This is a genomic window from Isoptericola sp. NPDC056605 (assembly GCF_042792795.1).
In the GTDB taxonomy this organism is placed as follows: Bacteria; Actinomycetota; Actinomycetes; order Actinomycetales; family Cellulomonadaceae; genus Isoptericola.
Window position 1 is genome coordinate 26659 of sequence record NZ_JBHTVT010000021.1, and the last position, 20512, is coordinate 47170.

Here is a 20512-nt window from a genome sequence, read left to right on the forward strand (position 1 = left end):
CGGGATCGCGGCGCGCGGGGCGACGTCGTCGGGTCGGGCGCACGGACGCGCCATACTGGTGCGCCATGAGCGAGATCCTGGTCCAGGAGGTCCAGCCGGACCCGGAGGCGTCGGGCACGACGGCGACCGAGTCGTCGACGGTGCCGACGTCGGCCGAGGGCGAACTCTCCGACCGCGACCGCGAGATCCTCGCCTTCGAGCGGCAGTGGTGGAAGTACGCCGGGGCGAAGGAGCAGGCGGTGCGCGAGCTGTTCGGCCTGTCCGCGACGCGCTACTACCAGGTGCTGAACGCCCTCATCGACTCGCCGGCGGCGCTCGCGCACGACCCGATGCTCGTCAAGCGGCTGCGGCGGATGCGCTCCACGCGCCAGCGCGCCCGGTCGGCGCGGCGCCTCTCCGACGGCCAGGGCTGACGGACGGGGCTGACGGACGGGGCTGACGGACAGGGCCGAGGGTCGGACCGACGGCCCGGCCGTGACCTGGGCGGACCGGCAGGCCAAGGCCTCGCTGAGAGCGGCCTGGACGGGCGGACACCTGGAACGGCTACCCTGTCCGCCGTGAGCAAGAGCCATTACCCCTACCCGCCCGACGAGTTCGACGTCCGCGGGCCCGAGGGCACGCCGGTCGGTGTGCATCGTGAGCCGCGCAGCGGGTGGAGCTCGGTGTGGCCGTTCCTGCTGATCGTCGTCGTGTGCGGCGGCCTCGCGGTCGGCATCGTGTCCTTCCTGTCCGACGACGGCGAGCCGGCCACGCCCCCCGCGGCCGAGCAGTCCGCGGGCGCCGAGCCCGAGGCCTCCGCGTCCGCCGACGCCGAGGGCGAGGAGCCGCCGGCCGACGGCGAGGCGAGCGAGGACCCGGCCGACGAGGAGCCCGGCGACGACGCCTCCGACGCGGCGACCGAGCTGCCCGGTGACCCGTCGGCCGCGAACCTCGAGGCGTCGGTCGTCGTCTACAACGACGGTGCGGGCCAGGGGCAGGCCGCGGCCGGCCAGGGCGTCCTCACGAGCGACGGCGGGTTCGTCGACGTCGCTGCCACGGACGCGCCGGACACGCTGAAGGGTGCCTACGAGGACACCACCGTCCTGTACGGCGCGGACCGCGCGGACACCGCCAGCGCCGTCGCGGAGGCGCTCGGCGTCGACCCGGCGAACGTGCAGGAGTCCGACGACGTCACGGCCAGCGAGCAGGCCGTCTGGGTGGTCCTCAGGTCGCCCGTCGGCTGACCGACGCCGCACCTCCGGAGCGCCGGCATCTCGGATGCCGACATTCCGGACATCGGTGCTTCCCTTGCCGCGATCGCCGCTACTAGGCTCCCGTTCACCGTGGGGTGCCTGCCCCGCGGCCGAGGAGCACGAGGAGAGGTACATGGCCCAGGGCACCGTCAAGTGGTTCAACGCGGAGAAGGGGTACGGGTTCATCACCCCGACCGCGGGCGGGCAGGACCTGTTCGTCCACTACAGCGCCATCCAGACCGACGGGTACCGCACCCTGGACGAGGGCCAGGGCGTCGAGTTCGAGGTCGGCCAGGGTCAGAAGGGCCCGCAGGCCGAGCAGGTCCGCCCGCTCTGACCGCGCCGTCGACCGCGCTGTCGACCGCGAGAGGCCGGCACCCCAGGACGCAGCGACGCGTCGGGGTGCCGGCCTTCGTCGTCCCCGGGCGTTGCACGCCCTCGGCGAACGTCTTGCACTCGCCACCCGAGAGTGCCAATAATGGCTTAGCACTCTCGGCCTGTGAGTGACAGCCGTCCCCCGGGGCGGCGTTCTCCTGGGCCGCGGGTGAAGCATTCGGGTCGTTCGGTGAGACCCTCCGCGCGTGCGTGACCTGAACGCCGCGGGGTGGGTCGTCCGTCGCGGGCGCCGGCCGGCCATCTCAGCCACCAGCGGAGGATCAGTCCCCATGGCCAAGATCATCGCGTTCGACGAGGAAGCTCGTCGGAGCATGGAGCGCGGGCTCAACCAGCTCGCCGACACCGTGAAGGTCACGCTCGGCCCCAAGGGTCGCAACGTCGTCCTGGACAAGAAGTGGGGCGCCCCCACGATCACCAACGACGGTGTCTCCATCGCCAAGGAGATCGAGCTCGACGACCCGTACGAGAAGATCGGCGCGGAGCTCGTCAAGGAGGTCGCCAAGAAGACGGACGACGTCGCGGGTGACGGCACCACCACCGCCACCGTGCTCGCCCAGGCGCTCGTGCGCGAGGGCCTGCGCGTCGTCGCCGCCGGCGCCAACCCGATCGCCGTCAAGCGCGGCATCGAGAAGGCCGTCGAGGCCGTCACCGAGCAGCTGCTCAACGCCGCGGTCGAGATCGAGACCAAGGACCAGATCGCCGCCACGGCCGCCATCTCGGCCGGCGACGCCTCCATCGGCGAGCTCATCGCCGAGGCCCTCGACAAGGTGGGCAAGGAGGGCGTGATCACGGTCGAGGAGTCGAACACGTTCGGCCTCGAGCTCGAGCTCACCGAGGGCATGCGCTTCGACAAGGGCTTCCTCGCCCGCTACTTCGAGACGGACCCGGAGCGCCAGGAGGCCGTCCTCGAGGACCCGTACGTCCTGATCGTCGAGTCGAAGATCTCGAACGTCAAGGACATGCTGCCGGTGCTCGACCAGGTCATGAAGGCCGGTCGCTCGCTGCTCATCATCGCCGAGGACGTCGAGGGCGAGGCCCTGGCCACCCTCGTGCTGAACAAGATCCGTGGCACCTTCAAGTCCGTCGCCGTCAAGGCCCCGGGCTTCGGCGACCGCCGCAAGGCCATGCTGCAGGACATCGCGATCCTCACCGGCGGCCAGGTCATCACCGAGACGGTGGGCCTCAAGCTGGAGAACGCGACCCTCGACCTGCTGGGCCAGGCGCGCAAGGTCGTCGTGACCAAGGACGAGACCACGATCGTCGAGGGTGCGGGCGACGCCGAGCTCATCTCGGGCCGCGTCAACCAGATCCGTTCCGAGATCGAGAAGTCGGACTCGGACTACGACCGCGAGAAGCTCCAGGAGCGCCTCGCCAAGCTGGCCGGCGGCGTGGCCGTCATCAAGGCCGGTGCGGCCACCGAGGTGGAGCTCAAGGAGCGCAAGCACCGCATCGAGGACGCCGTTCGCAACGCCAAGGCCGCGGTCGAGGAGGGCATCGTCGCCGGTGGTGGCGTCGCGCTGATCCAGGCCGGTGCCGCCGCGTTCCCGAAGCTGGAGCTCGAGGGCGACGAGGCGACCGGTGCGCAGATCGTGCGTGCCGCGATCGACGCCCCGCTCAAGCAGATCGCCGTCAACGCCGGCCTCGAGGGCGGCGTCGTGGCCGAGAAGGTCCGCAACCTCACCTCGGGTCACGGCCTCAACGCCGCGACCGGCGTGTACGAGGACCTGCTCGCCGCGGGCGTCAACGACCCGGTCAAGGTCACGCGCTCCGCGCTGCAGAACGCCGCGTCGATCGCCGCGCTGTTCCTCACCACCGAGGCCGTCGTGGCCGACAAGCCGGAGCCGGCCTCGGCCGCGCCCGCCGGTGACGGTGGCATGGGCGGCATGGACTTCTGATCCGGAGTCCTGCCAGAGCCTGACGGTTCGACGACGGGCCCTCACCCTCCGGGGTGGGGGCCCGTCGTGCGTGCGGGCGCCTGGCGCGAAGGTTGACAGCGCCGCGGCGCCACCTTGAGGATCCACGCATGATCGTCGCCCTGCACTCGGTCCTCAAGCCCGGCGCCGTCGACGGGTACCGAGTCGAGCACGCCGCCGTCCCCGACGACCTCGACGCCGCCTTCTCCCGGGTGGGCATCCGCGGGTGGACGATCTGGCGTTCCGGCGAGCGGCTCTTCCACGTCGTCGACTGCGACGACTTCGACGCCGCGATCGCCGCGCTCGACGGCGACCCGGCCAACGTGGCGTGGCAGGCGACGATCGGCCGCTGGGTCGAGGTGTTCCGCGACGCCGACGGCGCGGAGGGGTTCGCGCCCCTGGAGCAGGTGTGGTCGCTCGCGGCCCAGCGTGCGGGGAGCGCGCCCTGACGCCCGCACGCGGCTGAGGGCGTCCCGCGCGGCGCGGGACGCCCTCGACCGCCCGGGTCAGCGGGCCGCGAAGAGCCGCGTGGCCTGGGCCTCCGCGTCCGCGTAGGTGCGCGACGCCGACGACAGGGCCGCCGTCACGGCGTCGAGCGCCGCCTCGACCTGGGTCTGCGTGGCCTGCCACTGGCCCATGACGCCCGCGAACTGGGTCGCGGCACCGCCGTGCCAGCCGGACTGCAGGTCCTGCAGGTGCCGCATCATCGCCCCCACCTCGGCGCGGATCGCCGCCACGGAACCGTTCACCGCCGCGCTCGCCTGCGCGACCCGTTCGCTGTCGACCTCGTACCGCACGTGTCCTCCTTCGTCGCCGTTGCCCCCTGCGGGGTTGCCGACGACGACGTTACGGAGCGCGCACCACCCGCGGACGCCGTCGTCCACAGGCTGTGGAGAACCGAGCCCTGCCGGGGTCAGGAGGCCGGCTTCTCCTCGAGCAGGCGGCGCTCCTTGAGCAGCCGGTGCAGCTCGCCGTCGAGGTTCTGCCGCGCCGCCTCCTCCCATGCCGCGCCCATCGGGCTGAAGTACAGCGACGGGCGCTGCAGCAGCTTGGTCAGGACGCGCACGCGGGCGTCGAGATAGTCGGTCAGCGGGATGTGCGAGTACTCCGCCCGCACGTTGGCCATGTAGTCCTTGTAGCGCTGCGGCTCGGCCGCGAGCATGGCGAGGTCGGCGTCGTTGAGCACCGCGGAGTCGACGTCGTCGGGCAGCGGCTTGTGGCGGTCGATCGAGTCGACCAGCCGCGCCGTGCGCTCCACCGCCGTCTCCGGCAGGCCGAGCTCCGTGAGCTGCGTGCGCGCGAGGTTCGCGCTCACCGTGGTCTGCTCGCCGCCCTGGTTCGCCTGGGCGACCTTGCGCGTCGCGTCGAACACCGCGCCGTGGTACCAGGCGGCGAGGCGCACCAGGTCGGGCTCGTGCGTCTCCTGGGACAGCTCGTCCACGCGGTGCAGGACGTCGGCCAGGTGGCGCAGGTTGTGGAAGTGGCGCTCCGGGGCGGACCACCGGTCGATGAGGTCCTCCCCGACGGAACGGATCTCCGCGTCGTCGGCGGTCGCGCCCGCACCGTGACAGGTGCGGACGAACGCGGAGAGGAACCACTGGGGCGCGTCGGCGCTCATGACGCCCATCGCAATCAGACCTTCGGTCGTCGGACTCGGACTGTCCTCCTCCTCGTCAGACTACGACCGCGGGGCGACATCGCACCGCGGTGAGGGTGCTGGCCACGCCTTCTGGTCAGCCTTCCGGTCAGGCGGAGGAGGACGACGCGCCATCGTAGCCGTCCGCCGACGGGAGAAGAACCCGCACGGTCATCCCGCCGCCGGGCGTCTCGCTCACCGACACGTGGCCCTGGTGCGCGCCGACGATCGCCGCGACGATCGCCATCCCCAGGCCGGAGCCGCCGGACTCCCGGTTCCGCGACGAGTCCGCACGGTAGAACCGCTCGAACACACGCGTCGACTGCTCCGGCGTGATGCCGGGGCCGTGGTCGCGCACCTCGACGACGGCACCGCCGTCGGGCGCCCGGCCCGCCGCCAGCTCGGCCGGCGAGCCGGCCGGTGTGTGCCTCGCCACGTTCCCCACGAGGTTGGTCAGCACCTGGCGCAGACGGTCGGCGTCGCCCGTCACGACGAGGCCGGACGGCGCGGGGGAGCCCGGCGCGAGCCCGGTCACCGTGACCTCGCGCGTCGGGTCCAGGGCGTGCAGGTCCTGGGCCGCGTCGCGGGCCATCGCGGCGAGGTCCACCGGGTCCTTGCGCATCGGCCGGCCCTCGTCCAGGCGGGCGAGCACCAGCAGGTCGTTGACCAGCGTGCTCATGCGGCGCGCCGAGTCCTCGATGCGCCCCATGGTGTCGTCCACCTTGTCCGGGGTGTCCAGCGCGCCCAGCCGGTACAGCTCGCCGTAGCCCTTCACGGTGGCCAGCGGCGTGCGCAGCTCGTGGCTCGCGTCGGAGACGAACCGGCGCATGCGGCGCTCCGACTCCTCCTGCGCGGAGAACGCCTGCTCGATCTGGGCCAGCATCGTGTTCAGGGACGCGGACAGCGAGCCCACCTCGGTCGACGTCGGGCGCTCGGGCACGCGCTGCGACAGGTCGCCCGCGGCGATCTCCGCCGCCGTCGTCTCGATCTGGCGCAGCGGCCGCAGCGACCGGTGCACCAGCAGGAACGAGATCGCGCCGCCGAGGATGACGATGCCGAGCGCCGAGAACAGCAGCGAGCGCGTGAGGTAGGCGACCGTGTGCTGGACCTCCGCCAGGGGCAGGCCGACGTAGACGGCGCCCTGGATGGTGCCGGACGAGCCGTACGGCAGGGCGACGACCCGCCAGTCGCCGGGCTCGGTGCCGCCGACCGAGGCGACGGTGAAGGGTTCGAGGCCGCGGTCGACGACGGCCGAGACCGGCTCGTCCGGGATGTCGGGGATGCCGTACTTGTCCTGAGTCGCGGGCCACACGGTGGGCTCCGAGGTGGCGCCGTCGGCGTCGCGCAGGATGACGACGTACTCGCTCGGCGCGCGCTGCGCCAGGTCGCCGGAGGAGTTGAGCGTCATGTTCGCCACGCCCTTGGCGGACTGCGTGAGCTGCTGGTCCGTCTGGGCCACGAGGTAGCCGGAGACGACGGTGCGGGTCACCACGGCGGCCAGGATCAGCCCGGCCGCCAGCACCAGGACGGTGATCGTGACCAGCCGGGTGCGCAGGGGGAGCCGCTCGAGCCACGTCCACGGCGCGGACCGCGGAGCGGACCGGGGTGCGGGCTCCGGGAGGGGCGGTGTCGGGCCCGACCGCGGGTCAGCGGGCAGCGCCCGGCCGTCCGCCGTCGTCCCCGGGGCCGTGACCGGGGCGCCGGGCGTGGGCGTGCTCATCGCGGCGCCTGGGGCGCCCGCAAGAGGTAGCCGACGCCGCGCTTGGTGTGGATGAGCGGCGGCAGCGTGACGTCGTCGCCGTCGGGGCCGGTGACGGAGAGGTTGTCGATCTTGCGGCGCAGGTAGGAGATGTAGGACTCGACGATGTTCGCGTCGCCGCCCCAGTCGTACTGCCACACGTGGTCGAGGATCTGCGCCTTGGACAGCACGCGGCCGGCGTTGAGCATGAGGTAGCGCAGCAGCTTGAACTCGGTGGGGGACAGGTCGATCTCGACGCCGGCGCGGCGCACCTCGTGCGAGTCCTCGTCGAGCTCGAGGTCGCCGACGCGCAGGACGGCGTCGTCCTCGGGCTCGCCCGCGTGCGTGCGGCGCAGCACCGCGCGGATGCGGGCCACGACCTCCTCCAGGCTGAACGGCTTGGTGACGTAGTCGTCCCCGCCGACGGTGAGCCCCTGCACCTTGTCCTGCGTGTCGTCGCGGGCGGTGAGGAACAGCACGGGGGTGTGCCGGCCGGTGGAGCGCATGCGGCGGGTCACGGTGAAGCCGTCCATGTCGGGCAGCATCACGTCGAGCACGACGAGGTCGGGCTCGACGTCGCGGACGAGCTGCAGCGCCCCGTTCCCGTCACCGGCGGCGTGGACCTCGAACCCGGCGAAACGCAGGGACGTGGACAGCAGCTCGCGGATGTTGGGCTCGTCGTCCACGACGACGAGACGTGCCTCGGGTGCGCTCATGACCTCAGTGTGCGACCGGGGTCTGAGCGTTGCCTGGGAAGGGGCTCGGACGGCGCTGGTGCGCCGGGCGGGCGCGCGTGTGGGTGGCCGCACCCATGATGAGCGGGTGCGGATCACGGGGGAGCAGCGCCGGCGGCGCCTGGTCGTGCGACAGCTCGCGCTCGGCGCGGACCAGCCGGGGTCGCCGGCGGCGAGGACGCCGGAGGAGGTCACGCGGAGGCTGGTCGCCCTGCACGCGACGGACGCGCCGAGCGTGCACCTCGCGGTGCTCGCGCGGGTGCCGGGGCTCGGGCTCGACGACGTGCGCGACGCGCTCTTCGAGCGGCGCAGCCTCGTCAAGGTGCTGGGCATGCGGCGCACGATGTTCGTCGTGCCGCGCGACCTGGTACCGGTGGTGCACGCGGCGGCGTCGGCCCCGGTCGCGGCGCGGCTGCGGACGCGGCTGCTCAAGGAGCTCGCGACGCTGCCCACCGACCCGGCCGTCGACGACCCCGAGGCGCTGGTCGCGGCCGCCGAGGCGCAGGTGCACGCCGCGCTCGCCGCCGGGCCGCTCGACGGCGCGGAGCTCTCGCGGGCCGCGCCGCTGCTGCGCACCGCGTTCCTGCCCACCACGGACAAGGCGTGGGACGTGCGCCGCACCATGACGTCGCCGCTGCTGTCGGTGCTCTCCGCGGAGGGCTCCGTCGTGCGGGGCGAGCCCCGCGGGGCGTGGTCGTCGCCGCGGCACGTGTGGTCGCCGATGACCGACTGGTTCCCCGACGGGATCCCCGCGATGGACGAGGAGGCGGCCCGCGTCGAGCTCGCCCGCGCGTGGCTCGAGGCGTTCGGCCCCGCCACGGTGGCGGACCTCCGGTGGTGGACCGGCTGGAACCTCGGGCAGGCGCGCCGGGCCGTCGCCGCCCTCGACGTGCGCGAGGTCGAGCTGGAGGTCGGCCCGCCCGGTGGGGACACCGTCGTCGCCGACGGGGTCGTGCTGCGCGCCACCGACCTGGACGCCGACCTGGATCCCGCCCTGGACGACGTCGTCGGCGGTCACGCCGCGCTGCTGCCCACCCTCGACCCCACCACGATGGGCTGGACCGCCCGCGACTGGTACCTGGGTCCGCATCGCCCGCAGCTCTTCGACAGCGCCGGCAACGCGGGCGCCACGGTCTGGTGGCAGGGCCGGATCGTCGGGGCGTGGATCGTGCGGCCGGACGGCGAGCTGGTCTGGCGGCTGCTCGAGGACATCGGGACCGACGGCGAGGCAGCCGTCGCCGCCGAGGCCACCCGGCTCCACGAGGCGCTGGGCGGCAGCACCTTCACGCCCGGCTACGTCACCCCGGTGTACCGGGAGCTGCTCACCGCCGACACGTGACGCACCGGCGGGCTGTCAGAGGTAGCGCAGCGGGTCGAACTCGTCGAGCGGGATGATCCGGACGCGCGGCAGCGGGGCGGTGAACGCGTCGGCGTCGCCCTCGAGGTCGAACATCTGGAGCCCGCGCTCGGAGAGCTGCGAGAACTGCCCGTTGACGAACTCGCGGAACGCCAGCAGGCCCACCCGCCGCTCGTCGCCGAGCAGGGCCTCGATCTGCGGCAGGAAGTCGCCGTCGTGGCTGGCGAGCAGGACGTCGCCGTCGCGGTCCGCCAGGGCCTCCAGCGTGCGCTGGATACCGACGTCGACGACCTTCTCCGTGCCGGACGAGGCCAGCGGGATCGGCTTGTAGCCCATCGCGAGCAGCGCCTGCACGAACGCCATCGGCATCTGCCCGCTGCTGGCGTTGAGGAAGAACAGCGGCACGACGTCCTGGTCCCACAGCTTCTGCGCGAACGTCGAGATGCGGTCCCAGCGGGGGCGCTCCTCCGGGTTCGGCCGCCGGTTCAGCACGTTCATGCCCAGCGTGGCGTCGATGTTCTCGCCGTCCACCAGGAGGTAGGTGCGGCGGCCCGTGGCCTGCTCGGGGGCGGGCGCGCTCGCGGGGGCCGGGGCGGTGAAGGCGGGAGACATGCCTCTCAGGGTATCCGTGTCGGCTGCCGGGACGGTGCGCGGCCCGGCGAGGCAGGGGAACTACCTCGCCGGGCCGCGCACTACCTCGCGGGGTCTCGTGCTACCTCGCGGGTCAGGCCGGGTCGGACGGGGAGATCTGCGGCGCCGGCGCGTTGCCCGCCTTGAGGGCGGCGAGCCGGGCCTCGAGCTCGATGTCCTTGTCGGACGCCTCCAGCTCGGCGAACTGGGAGTCGAGCGACGCCGCCGCGACCTCGGCCTGGCCCATCGCCATGGCCTCCTCGCGGCGCACGGTCTCCTCGTAGCGGGCCAGCTCGCTGGTCGGGTCGAGCACGTTGATGGAGCTGATCGCGCCCTGCACGGTCTGCTGCGCCTGCGCCGCCTTCTGGCGGGCGACGAGCTGGTCGCGCCGGGACTTGAGCTCGCCCAGCTTGTCCTTCATCGCGGCCAGGCCGGTCTTGAGCTTCTCGACCGTGACGCGCTGCTGCTCGATCATCGGCTGCGCCGTCTTGACCTCGGACTCGGCGTCGAGCTGCTTGCGCAGCGCCACCTTGGCGAGGCTGTCGAACTTGTCGGCGTCGGCCGTGTTGCCGGCGGACCGGTACTCGTCGGCCTTGCGCGACGCGGCGAGGGCCTTGGTGCCCCACTCGCTCGCCGCCTGGACGTCCTCGTTGTAGTCCTGCTCGGCGAGGCGCAGGTTGCCGATGGTCTGGGCGATGGCCTGCTCGGCCTCCGCGATGTTGTTCGTGTAGTCGCGGACCAGCTGGTCCAGCATCTTCTGCGGGTCCTCGGCGCGGTCGAGCAGCGCGTTGATGTTCGCCTTCGCGAGCTGGCTGATGCGCCCGAGGATGCTCTGCTTCTGCGTCATGGTCGTGCTTCCTTCCGTCGCCCTGCTGAGATGGTGTGCCGTCGTCGTGTGCCTGCCAGAACGTGCGCCGCCCCGGACCGGTTCCGGCCCGTACGACGGGGTCAGAAGCGGCCGCCGCGCGACCTCCCGCCGCGGCCGCCGCCGCTGCTCCGGCCGCCGCCGAACCCGCCGCCACCGCGGCCACCGCCGAAACCACCGCCATAGCCGCCCCGGCGTCGGCCGCCCCCGTAGCCCCCGCCGAACCCGCCGCTGATGCCGCCGCCGGACCCGCGCAGCACGGAGTCGAGCAGGATCCCGCCCAGCACCATGCCGCCGACGTTCGGCCCGCCCTGCCCGCCCTGGTTCGCGCCCCACGACGAGGTGTCCTGCTCCGCGAGCCGCGTCGCCTGCTGGGCGTACCGCTCGGCCTGCTGGGCGCGCTCGAGGGCCGCCGTCGGGTCCTGCGACTGGAGCGCCTGGGCCTCGGCGACGAGCCGCGCCGCCTCGGCCAGGCGGGTCCGGGCCTCGGGGCCGACGGCACCGCGCCGCGTCGCGACGTAGTCCTGCGTGGCGCGCACCTGCGAGTCCACGCGGCCGAGCGTGTCGCGCAGCAGGGCGCGGGCGCGGGCGTCCGCCTCCGCCTTCTCGCGCGCCGGGGCGAGCGCGGTGTCCAGGGCGGCCTCGGCCGCGGTGAGCCGGTGCAGCGCGGCGAGCGGGTCGCCCCCGGACCGGGCGTCGCGCGCCTGGGTCATCGCGGACTCGGCCTCGGCGAGCGCGGCGGCCACGGCCGCCCGGTCCGCCTGGCCGTCGCCCGCACCGCCGGCGGGCACGAGGCGGGCGGCGTCGGCCACGTCCTGGCCGATCGACGCGAGGCCCTTGTCCAGGTCGGCGCCGGCGGTGGCGAGCTGCGCGCCCGCCTGGTCGACGGCGTCGAGCAGCGTCGCGGCCTGCCCGAGCGCGTTCTGCGCCGCCCGGAGGTGGGCGACCGAGGCGGCGCGGGTGCGGCCGGTGAGGGCGGTGCGGCCCGAGGCGACGGCCTCGCGGGCGTGCGCCACGAGGGCGGTCGCCTGGTCGGGGTTGCCGCGGACGGAGGCGAGCGCGGAGGCCGGGTACGACGCCGCGAGCCCGTCGAGCGTCTCGCGCGCCACCGGGACGCGGGCCTCGATCTCGCCGGCGCGCTGCTCCGTCTCGTCCAGCAGCTCGGGGGCCCGCTGCTGGAGGGCGCGCAGCTCGTCGAACGCGTCGGTCTGCGCATCGAGCGACGCCCCGGCGTGCTCGGTCAGCTCGAGGATGCCGGCGAGCAGCTGGCGGCGGCGCGGCTCGCTGTCCGGAACGTCGTCGTCGAGCTCCTGGCGCAGATGGAAGGCTTGCCCGACGTCGGCCTTCGCGACCTCCAGAGCCGCGGAGAAGTCCTGGGTGGCCTCCAGCCCGAACTCCGCCTGGGCGAAGCCCAGCTCCTGCTCCGACGTGCGCAGGGCGTCGTCGATCTCGACGAGCGCGGTGCCCACGCGGCGCTCGAGCTCCTCGGTCGGCACGGCGGACAGGTCGCCCGGACCGGCCGGGGCGGCGGTGCCCTGCTTCCTGCGGCGCGACCGGACCCAGAGCCAGCCACCGACCCCGCCCGCCACGGCGACGCCGCCCACCGCGGCCGCCACGCCCCAGCCGCCGCCGGACGACGTCGTGCCGCCGGTGCGGATCGTGTCCGCGGCGGCGATCGCCGCGCCGGCCCAGTCGTCGTCGCGCAGGTGGTCCTCGGCGACCTGCTCCACCTGGTCGAGCTGCGCGTCCGAGAGGCCGTTGTTCGTGTCCACCGACAGCCCGTACGCGCGGTCCTGGGTGGCGACGGCCAGCAGCAGGTCGTTCACCCCGAGGCCCGCGTCCGTCGCGGTGCGGTTCGCCCAGTCGCGTCCGTCGGTGCCGTCGAACGAGTCCACGTAGACGACGAACAGCTGGTACGGCGTGTCGTCCGCGAGCTGGTCGAGCGAGGCCTGCACCTGCGCCACGTCGCCGTCGTCGAGCACCCCCGACTGGTCGGTGATCTCGCTGTCGAGCTGGGTCAGGGGAGGGACGGCGGAGGCGCTGAGCGCGAGGACGGCGGCGCCGGCGAGCGCCAGCACCAGGGCCAGCACGCACGCACCGACGGCCGCTGCGGCGCGGCGCGGCGCAGCGGGGGCGACACGGGGATTCACGACCTGATCGTGTCGCGCGCGGGCATCCGACGCAATTGCGGCACCGACGCCGGCCCGCCGTCCGGGCCGGGCATCAGGGCTCGACGCCACCCTCGACGCCGCCCTCGACGTCGCCCGGGGCGGCGGACCGCAACCGCTCCAGGAGCGGGCCGGCCGCCTCGTCGAGGAACTGGCCCTGGTGCTCGTCCCCGATCTGCACGAGCGCCAGGTCCGTGAACCCCGCCTCCCAGTAGGCGGAGGCGGCCTCGACGACCGCGTCCAGGTCCGGGCCGCACGGGATCGAGCCCGCGACGTCCTCGGGGCGGACGAACGCGGTGGCGCGGTCGAAGGCCTCGGTGGTGGGCAGGTTGGCGTTCACCGGCCAGCCGAGGCCGAACCAGCGGAACTGCTCGTGTGCGCGGGCGATCGCCGCGTCCCGGTCCGGGTCCCACGAGATCGGCATCTGGCCGATCTTCCGCGACGGCGGCAGCGCCGCGTCCTCGCGGACGGCGTCCCACCGCTCGACCAGGCCAGCCTTCGGCTCGGTCGCCACGAGGTGGTCGGCGAGCGGCGCGAAGTGCTCGACCGACTGCCGGCCCGAGACGGCCACGCCGATGTCGACCGGCTCGTCCGGCAGGTCCCACAGTCGCGCCGAGTCCACCTGGAAGTGGTCACCGCGGTAGCTGACGAGGTCGCCGCTGAAGAGCACGGAGATGATCTCGACGGCCTCCGCCAGCAGCTCGTGCCGCTCGTCGACGGCGGGCCAGCCGGCGCCGACGACGTGCTCGTTGAGGTTCTCGCCGGCGCCGAGGCCGAGGGTGAACCGGCCGTCGGAGAGCAGCCCGACCGTCGCCGCCTTCTGCGCCACGACGGCGGGGTGGTAGCGCAGCGTCGGGCAGGTCACGTACGTCATGAGCCCCACGCGCTCGGTCGCGTGCGCCACGGCCCCGAGCACGCTCCACGCGTACGGGGAGTGGCCCTGCGCGTCCAACCACGGGAAGTAGTGGTCGCTCATGACCTCGAAGTCGAAGCCGGCCCGCTCGCCGCGCACCGCGTACTCGACGAGGGGCTTCGGGCCGGCCTGCTCGGTCATCAGGGTGTAGCCGAAACGGGTCATGCGGCCACCGTGCGACGGCGGGTGGATGCCCGCACGCCGTCGTCGTCCCGGACTACCGCGCGGCGTCGGGGGCCTCGAGGTCCTCCGCGTCGACGATGCGGTACGCGTAGCCCTGCTCGGCGAGGAACCGCTGCCGGTGGGCGGCGAAGTCCTGGTCCACGGTGTCGCGGGCGACGACGGCGTAGAAGTGCGCCGTCCGGCCGTCGGCCTTGGGCCGCATGACGCGCCCCAGCCGCTGCGCCTCCTCCTGCCGTGACCCGAACGACCCGGACACCTGGATCGCCACGGACGCCTCCGGCAGGTCGATGGAGAAGTTCGCGACCTTCGACACCACGAGGCGGCTGATCTCGCCCTCCCGGAAGGCGGCGAACAGCTTCTGGCGCTCGCGGACCGTCGTCGCGCCCGTGATGAGCGGCGCGTCGAGGTGCTGGCTGAGCTCCTCCAGCTGGTCGAGGTACTGGCCGATGACGAGCACCTGGTCGTCCGGGTGCTGCGCGACGATCCGCTCGACGACGCGGTTCTTGCCCGGCGCGCACGCGGCCAGGCGGTACTTGTCCTCCGGCTCGGCCGTCGCGTACACCATCCGCTCGTGCTCGGGCAGCGTGAGGCGCACCTCGACGCAGTCGGCGGGCGCGATGTAGCCCTGCGCCTCGATGTCCTTCCACGGGGCGTCGTAGCGCTTGGGGCCGATGAGGCTGAACACCTCGTCCTCGCGCCCGTCCTCGCGCACCAGCGTGGCGGTGAGGCCGAGGCGCCGGCGCGCCTGCAGGTCCGCCGTCATGCGGAAGATCGGCGCGGGCAGCAGGTGCACCTCGTCGTAGAGGATGAGGCCCCAGTCGCGGGCGTCGAGCAGCTCGAGGTGGCTGTACACGCCCTTCCGCTTGGTGGTGAGCACCTGGTACGTGGCGATCGTGACGGGCTTGATCTCCTTGCGGGAGCCCGAGTACTCGCCGATCTCGTCCTCGGTCAGCGTGGTGCGGCGCACCAGCTCGTCGCGCCACTGGCGGGCGCTGACGGTGTTGGTCACGAGGATGAGCGTGGTGGTGCCGGACTTCGCCATCGCGCCCGCGCCGACGATCGTCTTGCCGGCGCCGCAGGGCAGCACGACGACGCCGGAGCCGCCGTGCCAGAAGCCGTCCACGGCCTGCGCCTGGTAGGGGCGCATCTCCCACGTCTTCGGCTCCTCGTGCGGGGTGCGGGGGTGCGTGGGGGAGGCCAGCGCGATCTCGTGCTTCTCGCCGTCGACGTACCCGGCGAGGTCCTCGGCGGGCCAGCCGAGCTTCACCAGGACCTGCTTCAGATGGCCGCGCTCGGACGGGTGCACGACGACGGTCTGCTCGTCGACGTGGTCGCCCACCAGGCCGGCGGTGCGCTTCGACTTGAGCACCTCGGCGAGCACGGCCCGGTCCGTCGACTCGAGCACGAGACCGTGCGTGGGATGCGTCGCGAGCGTCAGCCGTCCGTACCTCCCCATCGTCTCCGCGACGTCGATGAGCAGCGCGTGCGGCACCGGGTACCGGGAGTACTCGATGAGCGTGTTGACGACCTGCTCCGCGTCGTGGCCCGCGGCGCGCGCGTTCCACAGCCCCAGGCTGGTGAGCCGGTAGGTGTGCACGTGCTCCGGCGCGCGCTCCAGCTCCGCGAACGGCGCGATGGCGCGGCGCGCGTCGTCCGCGCGCGGGTGGTCCACCTCCAGCAGGATGGACTTGTCGCTCTGCACGATGAGCGGGCCGTCGGTCATGCGGCTCCTTCCGAGGGGTGGCGATCCAGGGTCTGGACCCGAGGCGTCAACGTCGTGGGCGGGCGCGCTTGTTCCGTGGCGGCGTCCGGCGAGGTCAGCGGTCCACCGGCTCCACGCCGGCGATGCGGTGCACGGCGACGGTGAGCTCCGCCTCGCGCGCCGGGTCCAGCGCGCGCAGCCGGCCGCCGTCGAGGCGCAGCGGCTTGAGCGCGCGCCGCTCCAGCGTGCCCGACGCGCCGACCATCTCGATCCACACGACGCGGCCGTCGCGCAGCGCGTCGTGCAGGGTGGCCAGCGCGTCGCCGGGCTCGGCGGCGCGAGGGCGGCCGCCCGTCGCGGTGGCCCGGCCGCCGTTCGCGGGCCCCCGCGGGGTCGTCCCGACGGCGCCCGACGGTGCGGCGCGGTGCGCGCCGGCCAGCCGGTCCACGGCCGTCTCGTCGCCGGCGTCCGCGGCGCGCAGGCGGGCCACCAGGTGGGCGCGGGCGTCGTCCGACGTCGCCTCCGGCTCGGCGACCGGGCCGCGGCGCGGGTCGCGCGGGGAGCGGTCCGGACGCGGCGGCCGGCGCAGGCGCGCGCTGAGCACGCGGCCGTCGGGGCCCTCGACGGCGGACAGCAGGCCGCGGGCACGCAGCGCGTCGTGCAGCTCGACGGCGGGGACCGTCGCGGCGAGCACCGTGGGCGCCAGCCGCATCAGGCCCAGGTGGGCGAGCCGAGGGTCCGCCACCAGCCCGGCGAGCACCGCCGGGTCCGCCGCGCGCACGTACGAGCCGGCCGACCCCACCCGCAGCGACTCGTGCCGGCGCGCCGTGTCGCGCACCAGGTACTCCAGCGGCTGCGGCACGGGCACGCGGGAGCGGCGGGCGAACGCGTCCAGCAGCTCGTCCGCCGTCGTGCCGTGGTCCAGCGCGCGCGTCACCGACGACGGCGAGAAGCGCACCGTCGTCGCCGCCCCGCGCGACTCCACGTCGGCCGACCGCTCCAGCAGGAGGGCGAGGGCCTGCGACGGCCGTCCCGGCACGATGCCGGTGAGGTCGCCCTGCAGCAGCACCTCGTCCACCTCCGGCGGCAGCGCCGCGCGCAGCGCCGCCTCCAGGTCGTGCGGGGTGTCCGACCCCTGCGGGGTCAGGTGGGCGAGGACGGCGGTGCCGGGGCCGGACAGCGCCCCCGCGCCCGTCGCTCCGAGCAGCGCGGCCTCCGTCAGCAGGCCGGCGACCGCCTGCTCCGGGGGCACCGTGCGCGGAGCGTGCCAGCGCAGCACGGTCATGACGGCGTCGACGTCGAGCGCCGTGCCCGGCTGCGCCGCCAGGACCTGCAGCACCTGACGACGCAGCCGCGGCACCCAGCCGCGGTGCAGGTCGCCGGACAGCGGCGCCCGCAGGTTCCCCTTCTCGTCGCGCGAGCCCACCAGCCACGGCGTGCGTCGCGAGCCCGACCACGCCGCCGCGAGCAGCGCCCAGCGCTCGGCGTCGTCCATCACCTCCCAGCGGTCGGCGACGGTCGTGGGCCGGTACGACGGCGGCGCCTCGCCGTCGTCGGCCACCACGCCCGCGGCGGCCGCCAGCTCGACGACGAACGCCGTGTCCGCCTCGTCGGCACCGAGCGCCTGGGCCGTGCGGCGCAGGTCGCGCACGCCGAGGCCCCCGCTGCGCAGCACCGCCGGCGCCGTGTCGTCCCAGGCGGCGACCAGGAGGTCGACGCGGCGCACGAGCTCGAGCGCGGCGCTCGCGGCCTCCGCGTCGACGACCACCTGCGGCACCGCGCGGCCGTCCGGCCGGGGCGGCGCGAGCTCGGGGGAGCGGTGCGTGCGACCGCCGCGCAGCGCGAGCCCGACGTCGCGCGGCAGCGTCACGTGCCGGGCGTCCGTGCGCAGCAGCAGCCGCGCGTCGACCAGGGCGTCGACGGCCGCGCGCGCCGGTGTCCCCGGCGCCGGGACCAGGCCGATCGGCGGGCCCCACGTCAGCGCGTCCAGCACCTCCTGCCCGCCGCGCGGCAGGTCGGGCAGGTGCGGGCCGCTCGTGTCGCTGCCTGCGGTGCTTCCGGGCCCGGTCGGCGACAGGGAGGGACGGGAGTCGGGGCGGACGGGTCCGAGGCCCGCCGGGTGCGGGCCGAGGACGTCGTCCAGCCCGGGCGCGGGGCGCAGGTCCGGGCGGCCGGGCTCGCCCGCGTCCCACAGCAGCGCCGCGGTCAGCGCGTCGGCGAGCGATCGCTCGACGGCGGACCCGCCGTCGAGCGTGCTCCCGCCGTCGTCCGTGTCGTCGCTGTCGTCGGTGCCGTCCGCGCCGACCGCGTGCCGCACGTCGTCAGGGGACACCGGGCCGTCCCCGGCGAGCGCGACGACGGCCTCCAGCGCCTGCAGGGTGCGGGCGTCCGCGTGCGCCAGCGCCCGCTCGAGGGCCGTGCGGCTCGACGCGCGGGCGGCCAGCGACCGCAGCGTCGACGGTGACGGGGTGGCCAGGTCGGGCCGGGCGCGCAGCAGCGCGAGCAGCTCGGCGTCGTCGCGGCCGCGGATCGCCTCGGTGAAGGTCCGGGGCGCGCCCGTGGCGCCGGCGCCGTCCGCGACGTCGGCCTCCGCCGTGCCCCGGGGCGACGTGCTGGCCATCTGATCGATGCTACGCGCCGCCCCCTCGTCGCCGAACAGGTCGTTGTGCACCGAATACGGACTCAGAACGTGCGCAACTGCCTGTTCGGCGACAGCCCGACGGTCGTCAGCCCCGGGCCGTGCGGCGGCAGACCTCGTCCCACGGGGTGGGCTCGAGGCCCCAGCGGTCGCGGGCGGCGGAGTCGTCGAGGACGTACGGCCGCTCCCACTGGTAGCCGAGCTGGCGCAGCTCGCGCAGGAGCGGGGAGAAGGCGGAGACGGCGGCGAGCGCAGGGCCCCGCAGCGAGCGGACGCGGACGGGCGGGTGCCCGGCGGTGGCGAGCACGTCGGTCAGTGCCTGCGCCTGGGTGCGGGGCGCGCTGCTCGGCACGTGCCAGGTGCGGCCGTGGGAGCCCGGGTCCTCGGCCGCGGCGACCAGGGCGCGTGCGACGTCGCCCACGTCGGTGAACGTGTGCGGCTGGTCGGTGCGGCCCATCATCGTCACGGCCCGGCCCTCCAGGGCGGCGGGCAGGACGCGCGAGACGTGCCCGTTGCCGCCGACGCCGGGACCCATGTAGTCGGACGCGCGGACCTCGACGGCGCCGCGCAGCCGGCCCGCCTCGAACGCGTGCCGGGCGTCGGACCACAGCCGGGCGCGCAGGCGGCCCTTGTGGTCGGTGGCCGCGTCGGGCAGGTCCTCGGTCATCGGCCCGTCGACCGGGCCGTACGGGTAGAGGTTCCCGGTGATCGCGTAGACGGCGCCCGTGCGCTCGGCGGCGGCGAGGAACGCGGCCGCGAGCGGCGGCCAGGCGCGCTCCCACTGCGTGTAGTCGCCGGGGTTGGCGCAGTTGTACAGGACGTCGGCACCGTCGGCCGCGCGGCTCAGGGCGTCGGCGTCGGAGGCGTCGAGCGCGGCGTGCCCGACCCCGGCGATCCCGGTGTCGCGCCCGCTGCGGGTGACGACGGTGACGTCGGAGCCGCGCTCGGCGAGCAGGGCGGCGACGTGCCGGCCCACGGGCCCGGCGCCGACGATCAGGTGACGGTCGGTCATGACTGGTGCTCCAATCCGAGAGCGGTGCTCTCTGTCTGGTCGATCGTGGCACGCCGCCGACCGCCTGACAAGAGCGATGCTCTCGTTGGTGACGACTGCTCTCGCGTGACAGGCTGAGGCCCATGGTCGACGCTCCCCGCACCGCCCGCGCCCTCGCCCGCGAGACGCTCACCCGCGAGATCCGCGCCGCAGCCCGCGCCCGCCTCGCGACCGACGGCCCGGTCGCCCTGTCGCTGCGCGCCGTCGCGCGCGACGTCGGGATGGTCTCCTCCGCCGTCTACCGCTACTTCCCCAGCCGCGACGCGCTGCTCACCGCGCTGATCGTCGAGTGCTACGACGAGCTCGGCACCGCCGTCGAGGACGCGGACGCCGCGGTGGCCGACCGCGACGACGTCGCCGCCCGCTGGCTCGCCGCCTGCCGCGCGCTGCGGGCGTGGGCCGTCACGCACCCCGCGGAGCTCGGCCTGCTGTACGGCACGCCGGTGCCCGGGTACGCCGCGCCGCGCGACACCGTCGACCCGGCCACCCGCGTCGTCCGCGTGCTGGTGACCGTCGTGGCGCGCGCCCACGCGGCCGGCGCGACCCCGCGGCCCGCGCCGGACGGTGCCCCCGACGCCACCGCCGTCGTCGACCCGGCACGGCGGTTCGTCGCCGAGCGGGGGATCGTGCAGGACGCGCCCACGGAGCTGGTCGCCCGCACGCTCATGGCCTGGACCACCCTGTTCGGCACCGTGTCGTTCGAGATCTTCGGGCACCTCGTCGGCTCCGTCGCCGACCCGGAGGCGTGGTTCGACGCCGTCGCCCTCCGCCTGGCCGCCGACCTCGGCATCCGCTGACGACGCCGGGCCCGGGGCGCGGACCCGGACCGATGCGGCACCCTGCCGCACCGGCCGGTAGCCTGAGCCTCTGGCCGTGTGCCGGGCGCGCGCCCGTGCACCGGCCGGATCCGGCTCCGCGCACCGGCGCGGGGCCGTAGTCGACGACGAGCACGAAGAGGTTCAGGTGCCCACCGGCAAGGTCAAGTGGTACGACGCGGAGCGCGGGTTCGGCTTCATCGCCAGCGAGGACGGTGGGGAGATCTTCCTGCACGCGTCCGCGCTGCCCTCGGACGTCGAGGGCGTCAAGCCCGGTGCCCGGGTCGAGTTCGGTGTGGCCGACGGCCGTCGCGGCCCGTCCGCGCTGTCCGTGAAGCTCCTGGACCCGGCGCCGTCGGTGGCCAAGGCCAAGCGCAAGGCGCCGTCCGAGATGGCCGGCATCGTCGAGGACCTCATCAAGGTGCTCGACCGCGTGGGCGACCAGCTGAAGCGGGGCAAGTACCCGGACGCCGCGGGGGGCAAGCGCGTGGCCACGCTGCTGCGCGCCGTCGCCGACGACCTCGACTCCTGACGCTCCGGC

General features: G+C 74.7%; 19 protein-coding genes. 8 read left to right on the forward strand and 11 right to left on the reverse strand.

The annotated features are described in order from the left end of the window. The first annotated feature begins 65 nt into the window (after positions 1–65). From ACFQ8Y_RS18330 to ACFQ8Y_RS18350, 5 genes are all read left to right on the forward strand, one after another. Positions 66–413 (forward strand): DUF3263 domain-containing protein, encoded by a 348-nt coding sequence (locus ACFQ8Y_RS18330; protein ID WP_430586351.1) that lies wholly within the window; start codon positions 66–68, stop codon positions 411–413. 144 nt (positions 414–557) lie between these two features. Beyond that, on the forward strand, positions 558–1223 hold the full coding sequence (locus tag ACFQ8Y_RS18335; RefSeq protein WP_430548628.1) for a LytR C-terminal domain-containing protein: 666 nt from the start codon (positions 558–560) through the stop codon (positions 1221–1223). A gap of 142 nt (positions 1224–1365) precedes the next feature. Continuing rightward, positions 1366–1569: a cold-shock protein gene (locus tag ACFQ8Y_RS18340; RefSeq protein ID WP_416344544.1), complete on the forward strand. Its 204-nt coding sequence runs from the start codon at positions 1366–1368 to the stop codon at positions 1567–1569. Positions 1570–1897: 328 nt separating this feature from the next. Next, entirely contained in the window at positions 1898–3523 is a 1626-nt protein-coding gene (gene groL / locus ACFQ8Y_RS18345) for a chaperonin GroEL (protein WP_430548629.1), read from the forward strand. 128 nt (positions 3524–3651) lie between these two features. Continuing rightward, positions 3652–3990: an L-rhamnose mutarotase gene (locus ACFQ8Y_RS18350; RefSeq protein ID WP_430586352.1), complete on the forward strand. Its 339-nt coding sequence runs from the start codon at positions 3652–3654 to the stop codon at positions 3988–3990. A gap of 57 nt (positions 3991–4047) precedes the next feature. Here ACFQ8Y_RS18350 and ACFQ8Y_RS18355 read toward each other — a convergent pair whose 3' ends face one another. The 4 genes from ACFQ8Y_RS18355 to ACFQ8Y_RS18370 all read right to left on the reverse strand — a co-directional run bounded on the left by ACFQ8Y_RS18355 (position 4048) and on the right by ACFQ8Y_RS18370 (position 7631). Further along, on the reverse strand, positions 4048–4338 hold the full coding sequence (locus ACFQ8Y_RS18355; RefSeq protein ID WP_430586353.1) for a WXG100 family type VII secretion target: 291 nt from the start codon (positions 4336–4338) through the stop codon (positions 4048–4050). Positions 4339–4454: 116 nt separating this feature from the next. Further along, positions 4455–5159: a hypothetical protein gene (locus ACFQ8Y_RS18360; RefSeq protein WP_430548632.1), complete on the reverse strand. Its 705-nt coding sequence runs from the start codon at positions 5157–5159 to the stop codon at positions 4455–4457. A 127-nt stretch (positions 5160–5286) separates the two neighbouring features. Continuing rightward, a complete protein-coding gene (locus tag ACFQ8Y_RS18365; protein ID WP_430586354.1) occupies positions 5287–6897 on the reverse strand; it encodes an ATP-binding protein in 1611 nt (536 codons plus the stop codon). Continuing rightward, positions 6894–7631, reverse strand: coding sequence for a response regulator transcription factor (locus tag ACFQ8Y_RS18370; RefSeq protein ID WP_430548634.1), 738 nt, complete (start codon positions 7629–7631; stop codon positions 6894–6896). The genes ACFQ8Y_RS18365 and ACFQ8Y_RS18370 overlap by 4 nt, the downstream gene beginning before the upstream one ends. Before the next feature lie 106 nt (positions 7632–7737). On the opposite strand from ACFQ8Y_RS18370, the gene ACFQ8Y_RS18375 reads away from it, so the two are divergent. Beyond that, on the forward strand, positions 7738–8988 hold the full coding sequence (locus tag ACFQ8Y_RS18375; protein ID WP_430564367.1) for a winged helix DNA-binding domain-containing protein: 1251 nt from the start codon (positions 7738–7740) through the stop codon (positions 8986–8988). A gap of 15 nt (positions 8989–9003) precedes the next feature. Here ACFQ8Y_RS18375 and ACFQ8Y_RS18380 read toward each other — a convergent pair whose 3' ends face one another. From ACFQ8Y_RS18380 to ACFQ8Y_RS18410, 7 genes are all read right to left on the reverse strand, one after another. After that, on the reverse strand, positions 9004–9618 hold the full coding sequence (locus ACFQ8Y_RS18380; RefSeq protein WP_430548636.1) for an NYN domain-containing protein: 615 nt from the start codon (positions 9616–9618) through the stop codon (positions 9004–9006). A 112-nt stretch (positions 9619–9730) separates the two neighbouring features. Next, positions 9731–10483: a PspA/IM30 family protein gene (locus tag ACFQ8Y_RS18385; RefSeq protein ID WP_430548637.1), complete on the reverse strand. Its 753-nt coding sequence runs from the start codon at positions 10481–10483 to the stop codon at positions 9731–9733. Between the two features lie 101 nt (positions 10484–10584). After that, the gene (locus ACFQ8Y_RS18390; protein ID WP_430586355.1) at positions 10585–12651 is read right to left on the reverse strand and encodes a TPM domain-containing protein; all 2067 of its coding nucleotides are present in this window, start codon (positions 12649–12651) and stop codon (positions 10585–10587) included. 73 nt (positions 12652–12724) lie between these two features. After that, positions 12725–13747 (reverse strand): TIGR03557 family F420-dependent LLM class oxidoreductase, encoded by a 1023-nt coding sequence (locus tag ACFQ8Y_RS18395; RefSeq protein ID WP_430586356.1) that lies wholly within the window; start codon positions 13745–13747, stop codon positions 12725–12727. Between the two features lie 52 nt (positions 13748–13799). Further along, positions 13800–15488 (reverse strand): DNA repair helicase XPB, encoded by a 1689-nt coding sequence (locus ACFQ8Y_RS18400; protein WP_430586357.1) that lies wholly within the window; start codon positions 15486–15488, stop codon positions 13800–13802. 94 nt (positions 15489–15582) lie between these two features. Then, positions 15583–18087: a helicase-associated domain-containing protein gene (locus tag ACFQ8Y_RS18405; protein WP_430586358.1), complete on the reverse strand. Its 2505-nt coding sequence runs from the start codon at positions 18085–18087 to the stop codon at positions 15583–15585. A gap of 106 nt (positions 18088–18193) precedes the next feature. After that, positions 18194–19117 carry an NAD-dependent epimerase/dehydratase family protein gene (locus ACFQ8Y_RS18410; RefSeq protein WP_430586359.1) on the reverse strand — a complete coding sequence of 308 codons (924 nt, stop codon included), beginning with the start codon at positions 19115–19117 and terminating at the stop codon, positions 18194–18196. A gap of 122 nt (positions 19118–19239) precedes the next feature. Between ACFQ8Y_RS18410 and ACFQ8Y_RS18415 the strand changes: the two genes are divergently transcribed. Together ACFQ8Y_RS18415 and ACFQ8Y_RS18420 are read left to right on the forward strand one after the other, a co-directional pair. Beyond that, positions 19240–19953 carry a TetR/AcrR family transcriptional regulator gene (locus tag ACFQ8Y_RS18415; RefSeq protein WP_430586360.1) on the forward strand — a complete coding sequence of 238 codons (714 nt, stop codon included), beginning with the start codon at positions 19240–19242 and terminating at the stop codon, positions 19951–19953. A 166-nt stretch (positions 19954–20119) separates the two neighbouring features. Next, positions 20120–20503, forward strand: a complete 384-nt coding sequence (locus ACFQ8Y_RS18420) for a cold-shock protein (protein WP_430548644.1) — start codon at positions 20120–20122, stop codon at positions 20501–20503. Positions 20504–20512 lie beyond the last annotated feature (9 nt).

Coding starts and splice junctions, on each gene's coding strand:
- ACFQ8Y_RS18330 (WP_430586351.1), top strand. CDS start 66: ATGAGCGAGATCCTGGTCCAGGAGGTCCAGCCGGACCCGGAGGCGTCG.
- ACFQ8Y_RS18340 (WP_416344544.1), top strand. CDS start 1,366: ATGGCCCAGGGCACCGTCAAGTGGTTCAACGCGGAGAAGGGGTACGGG.
- groL (WP_430548629.1), top strand. CDS start 1,898: ATGGCCAAGATCATCGCGTTCGACGAGGAAGCTCGTCGGAGCATGGAG.
- ACFQ8Y_RS18350 (WP_430586352.1), top strand. CDS start 3,652: ATGATCGTCGCCCTGCACTCGGTCCTCAAGCCCGGCGCCGTCGACGGG.
- ACFQ8Y_RS18360 (WP_430548632.1), bottom strand. CDS start 5,159: ATGAGCGCCGACGCGCCCCAGTGGTTCCTCTCCGCGTTCGTCCGCACC.
- ACFQ8Y_RS18365 (WP_430586354.1), bottom strand. CDS start 6,897: ATGAGCACGCCCACGCCCGGCGCCCCGGTCACGGCCCCGGGGACGACG.
- ACFQ8Y_RS18370 (WP_430548634.1), bottom strand. CDS start 7,631: ATGAGCGCACCCGAGGCACGTCTCGTCGTCGTGGACGACGAGCCCAAC.
- ACFQ8Y_RS18380 (WP_430548636.1), bottom strand. CDS start 9,618: ATGTCTCCCGCCTTCACCGCCCCGGCCCCCGCGAGCGCGCCCGCCCCC.
- ACFQ8Y_RS18385 (WP_430548637.1), bottom strand. CDS start 10,483: ATGACGCAGAAGCAGAGCATCCTCGGGCGCATCAGCCAGCTCGCGAAG.
- ACFQ8Y_RS18395 (WP_430586356.1), bottom strand. CDS start 13,747: ATGACCCGTTTCGGCTACACCCTGATGACCGAGCAGGCCGGCCCGAAG.
- ACFQ8Y_RS18400 (WP_430586357.1), bottom strand. CDS start 15,488: ATGACCGACGGCCCGCTCATCGTGCAGAGCGACAAGTCCATCCTGCTG.
- ACFQ8Y_RS18405 (WP_430586358.1), bottom strand. CDS start 18,087: ATGGCCAGCACGTCGCCCCGGGGCACGGCGGAGGCCGACGTCGCGGAC.
- ACFQ8Y_RS18410 (WP_430586359.1), bottom strand. CDS start 19,117: ATGACCGACCGTCACCTGATCGTCGGCGCCGGGCCCGTGGGCCGGCAC.
- ACFQ8Y_RS18415 (WP_430586360.1), top strand. CDS start 19,240: ATGGTCGACGCTCCCCGCACCGCCCGCGCCCTCGCCCGCGAGACGCTC.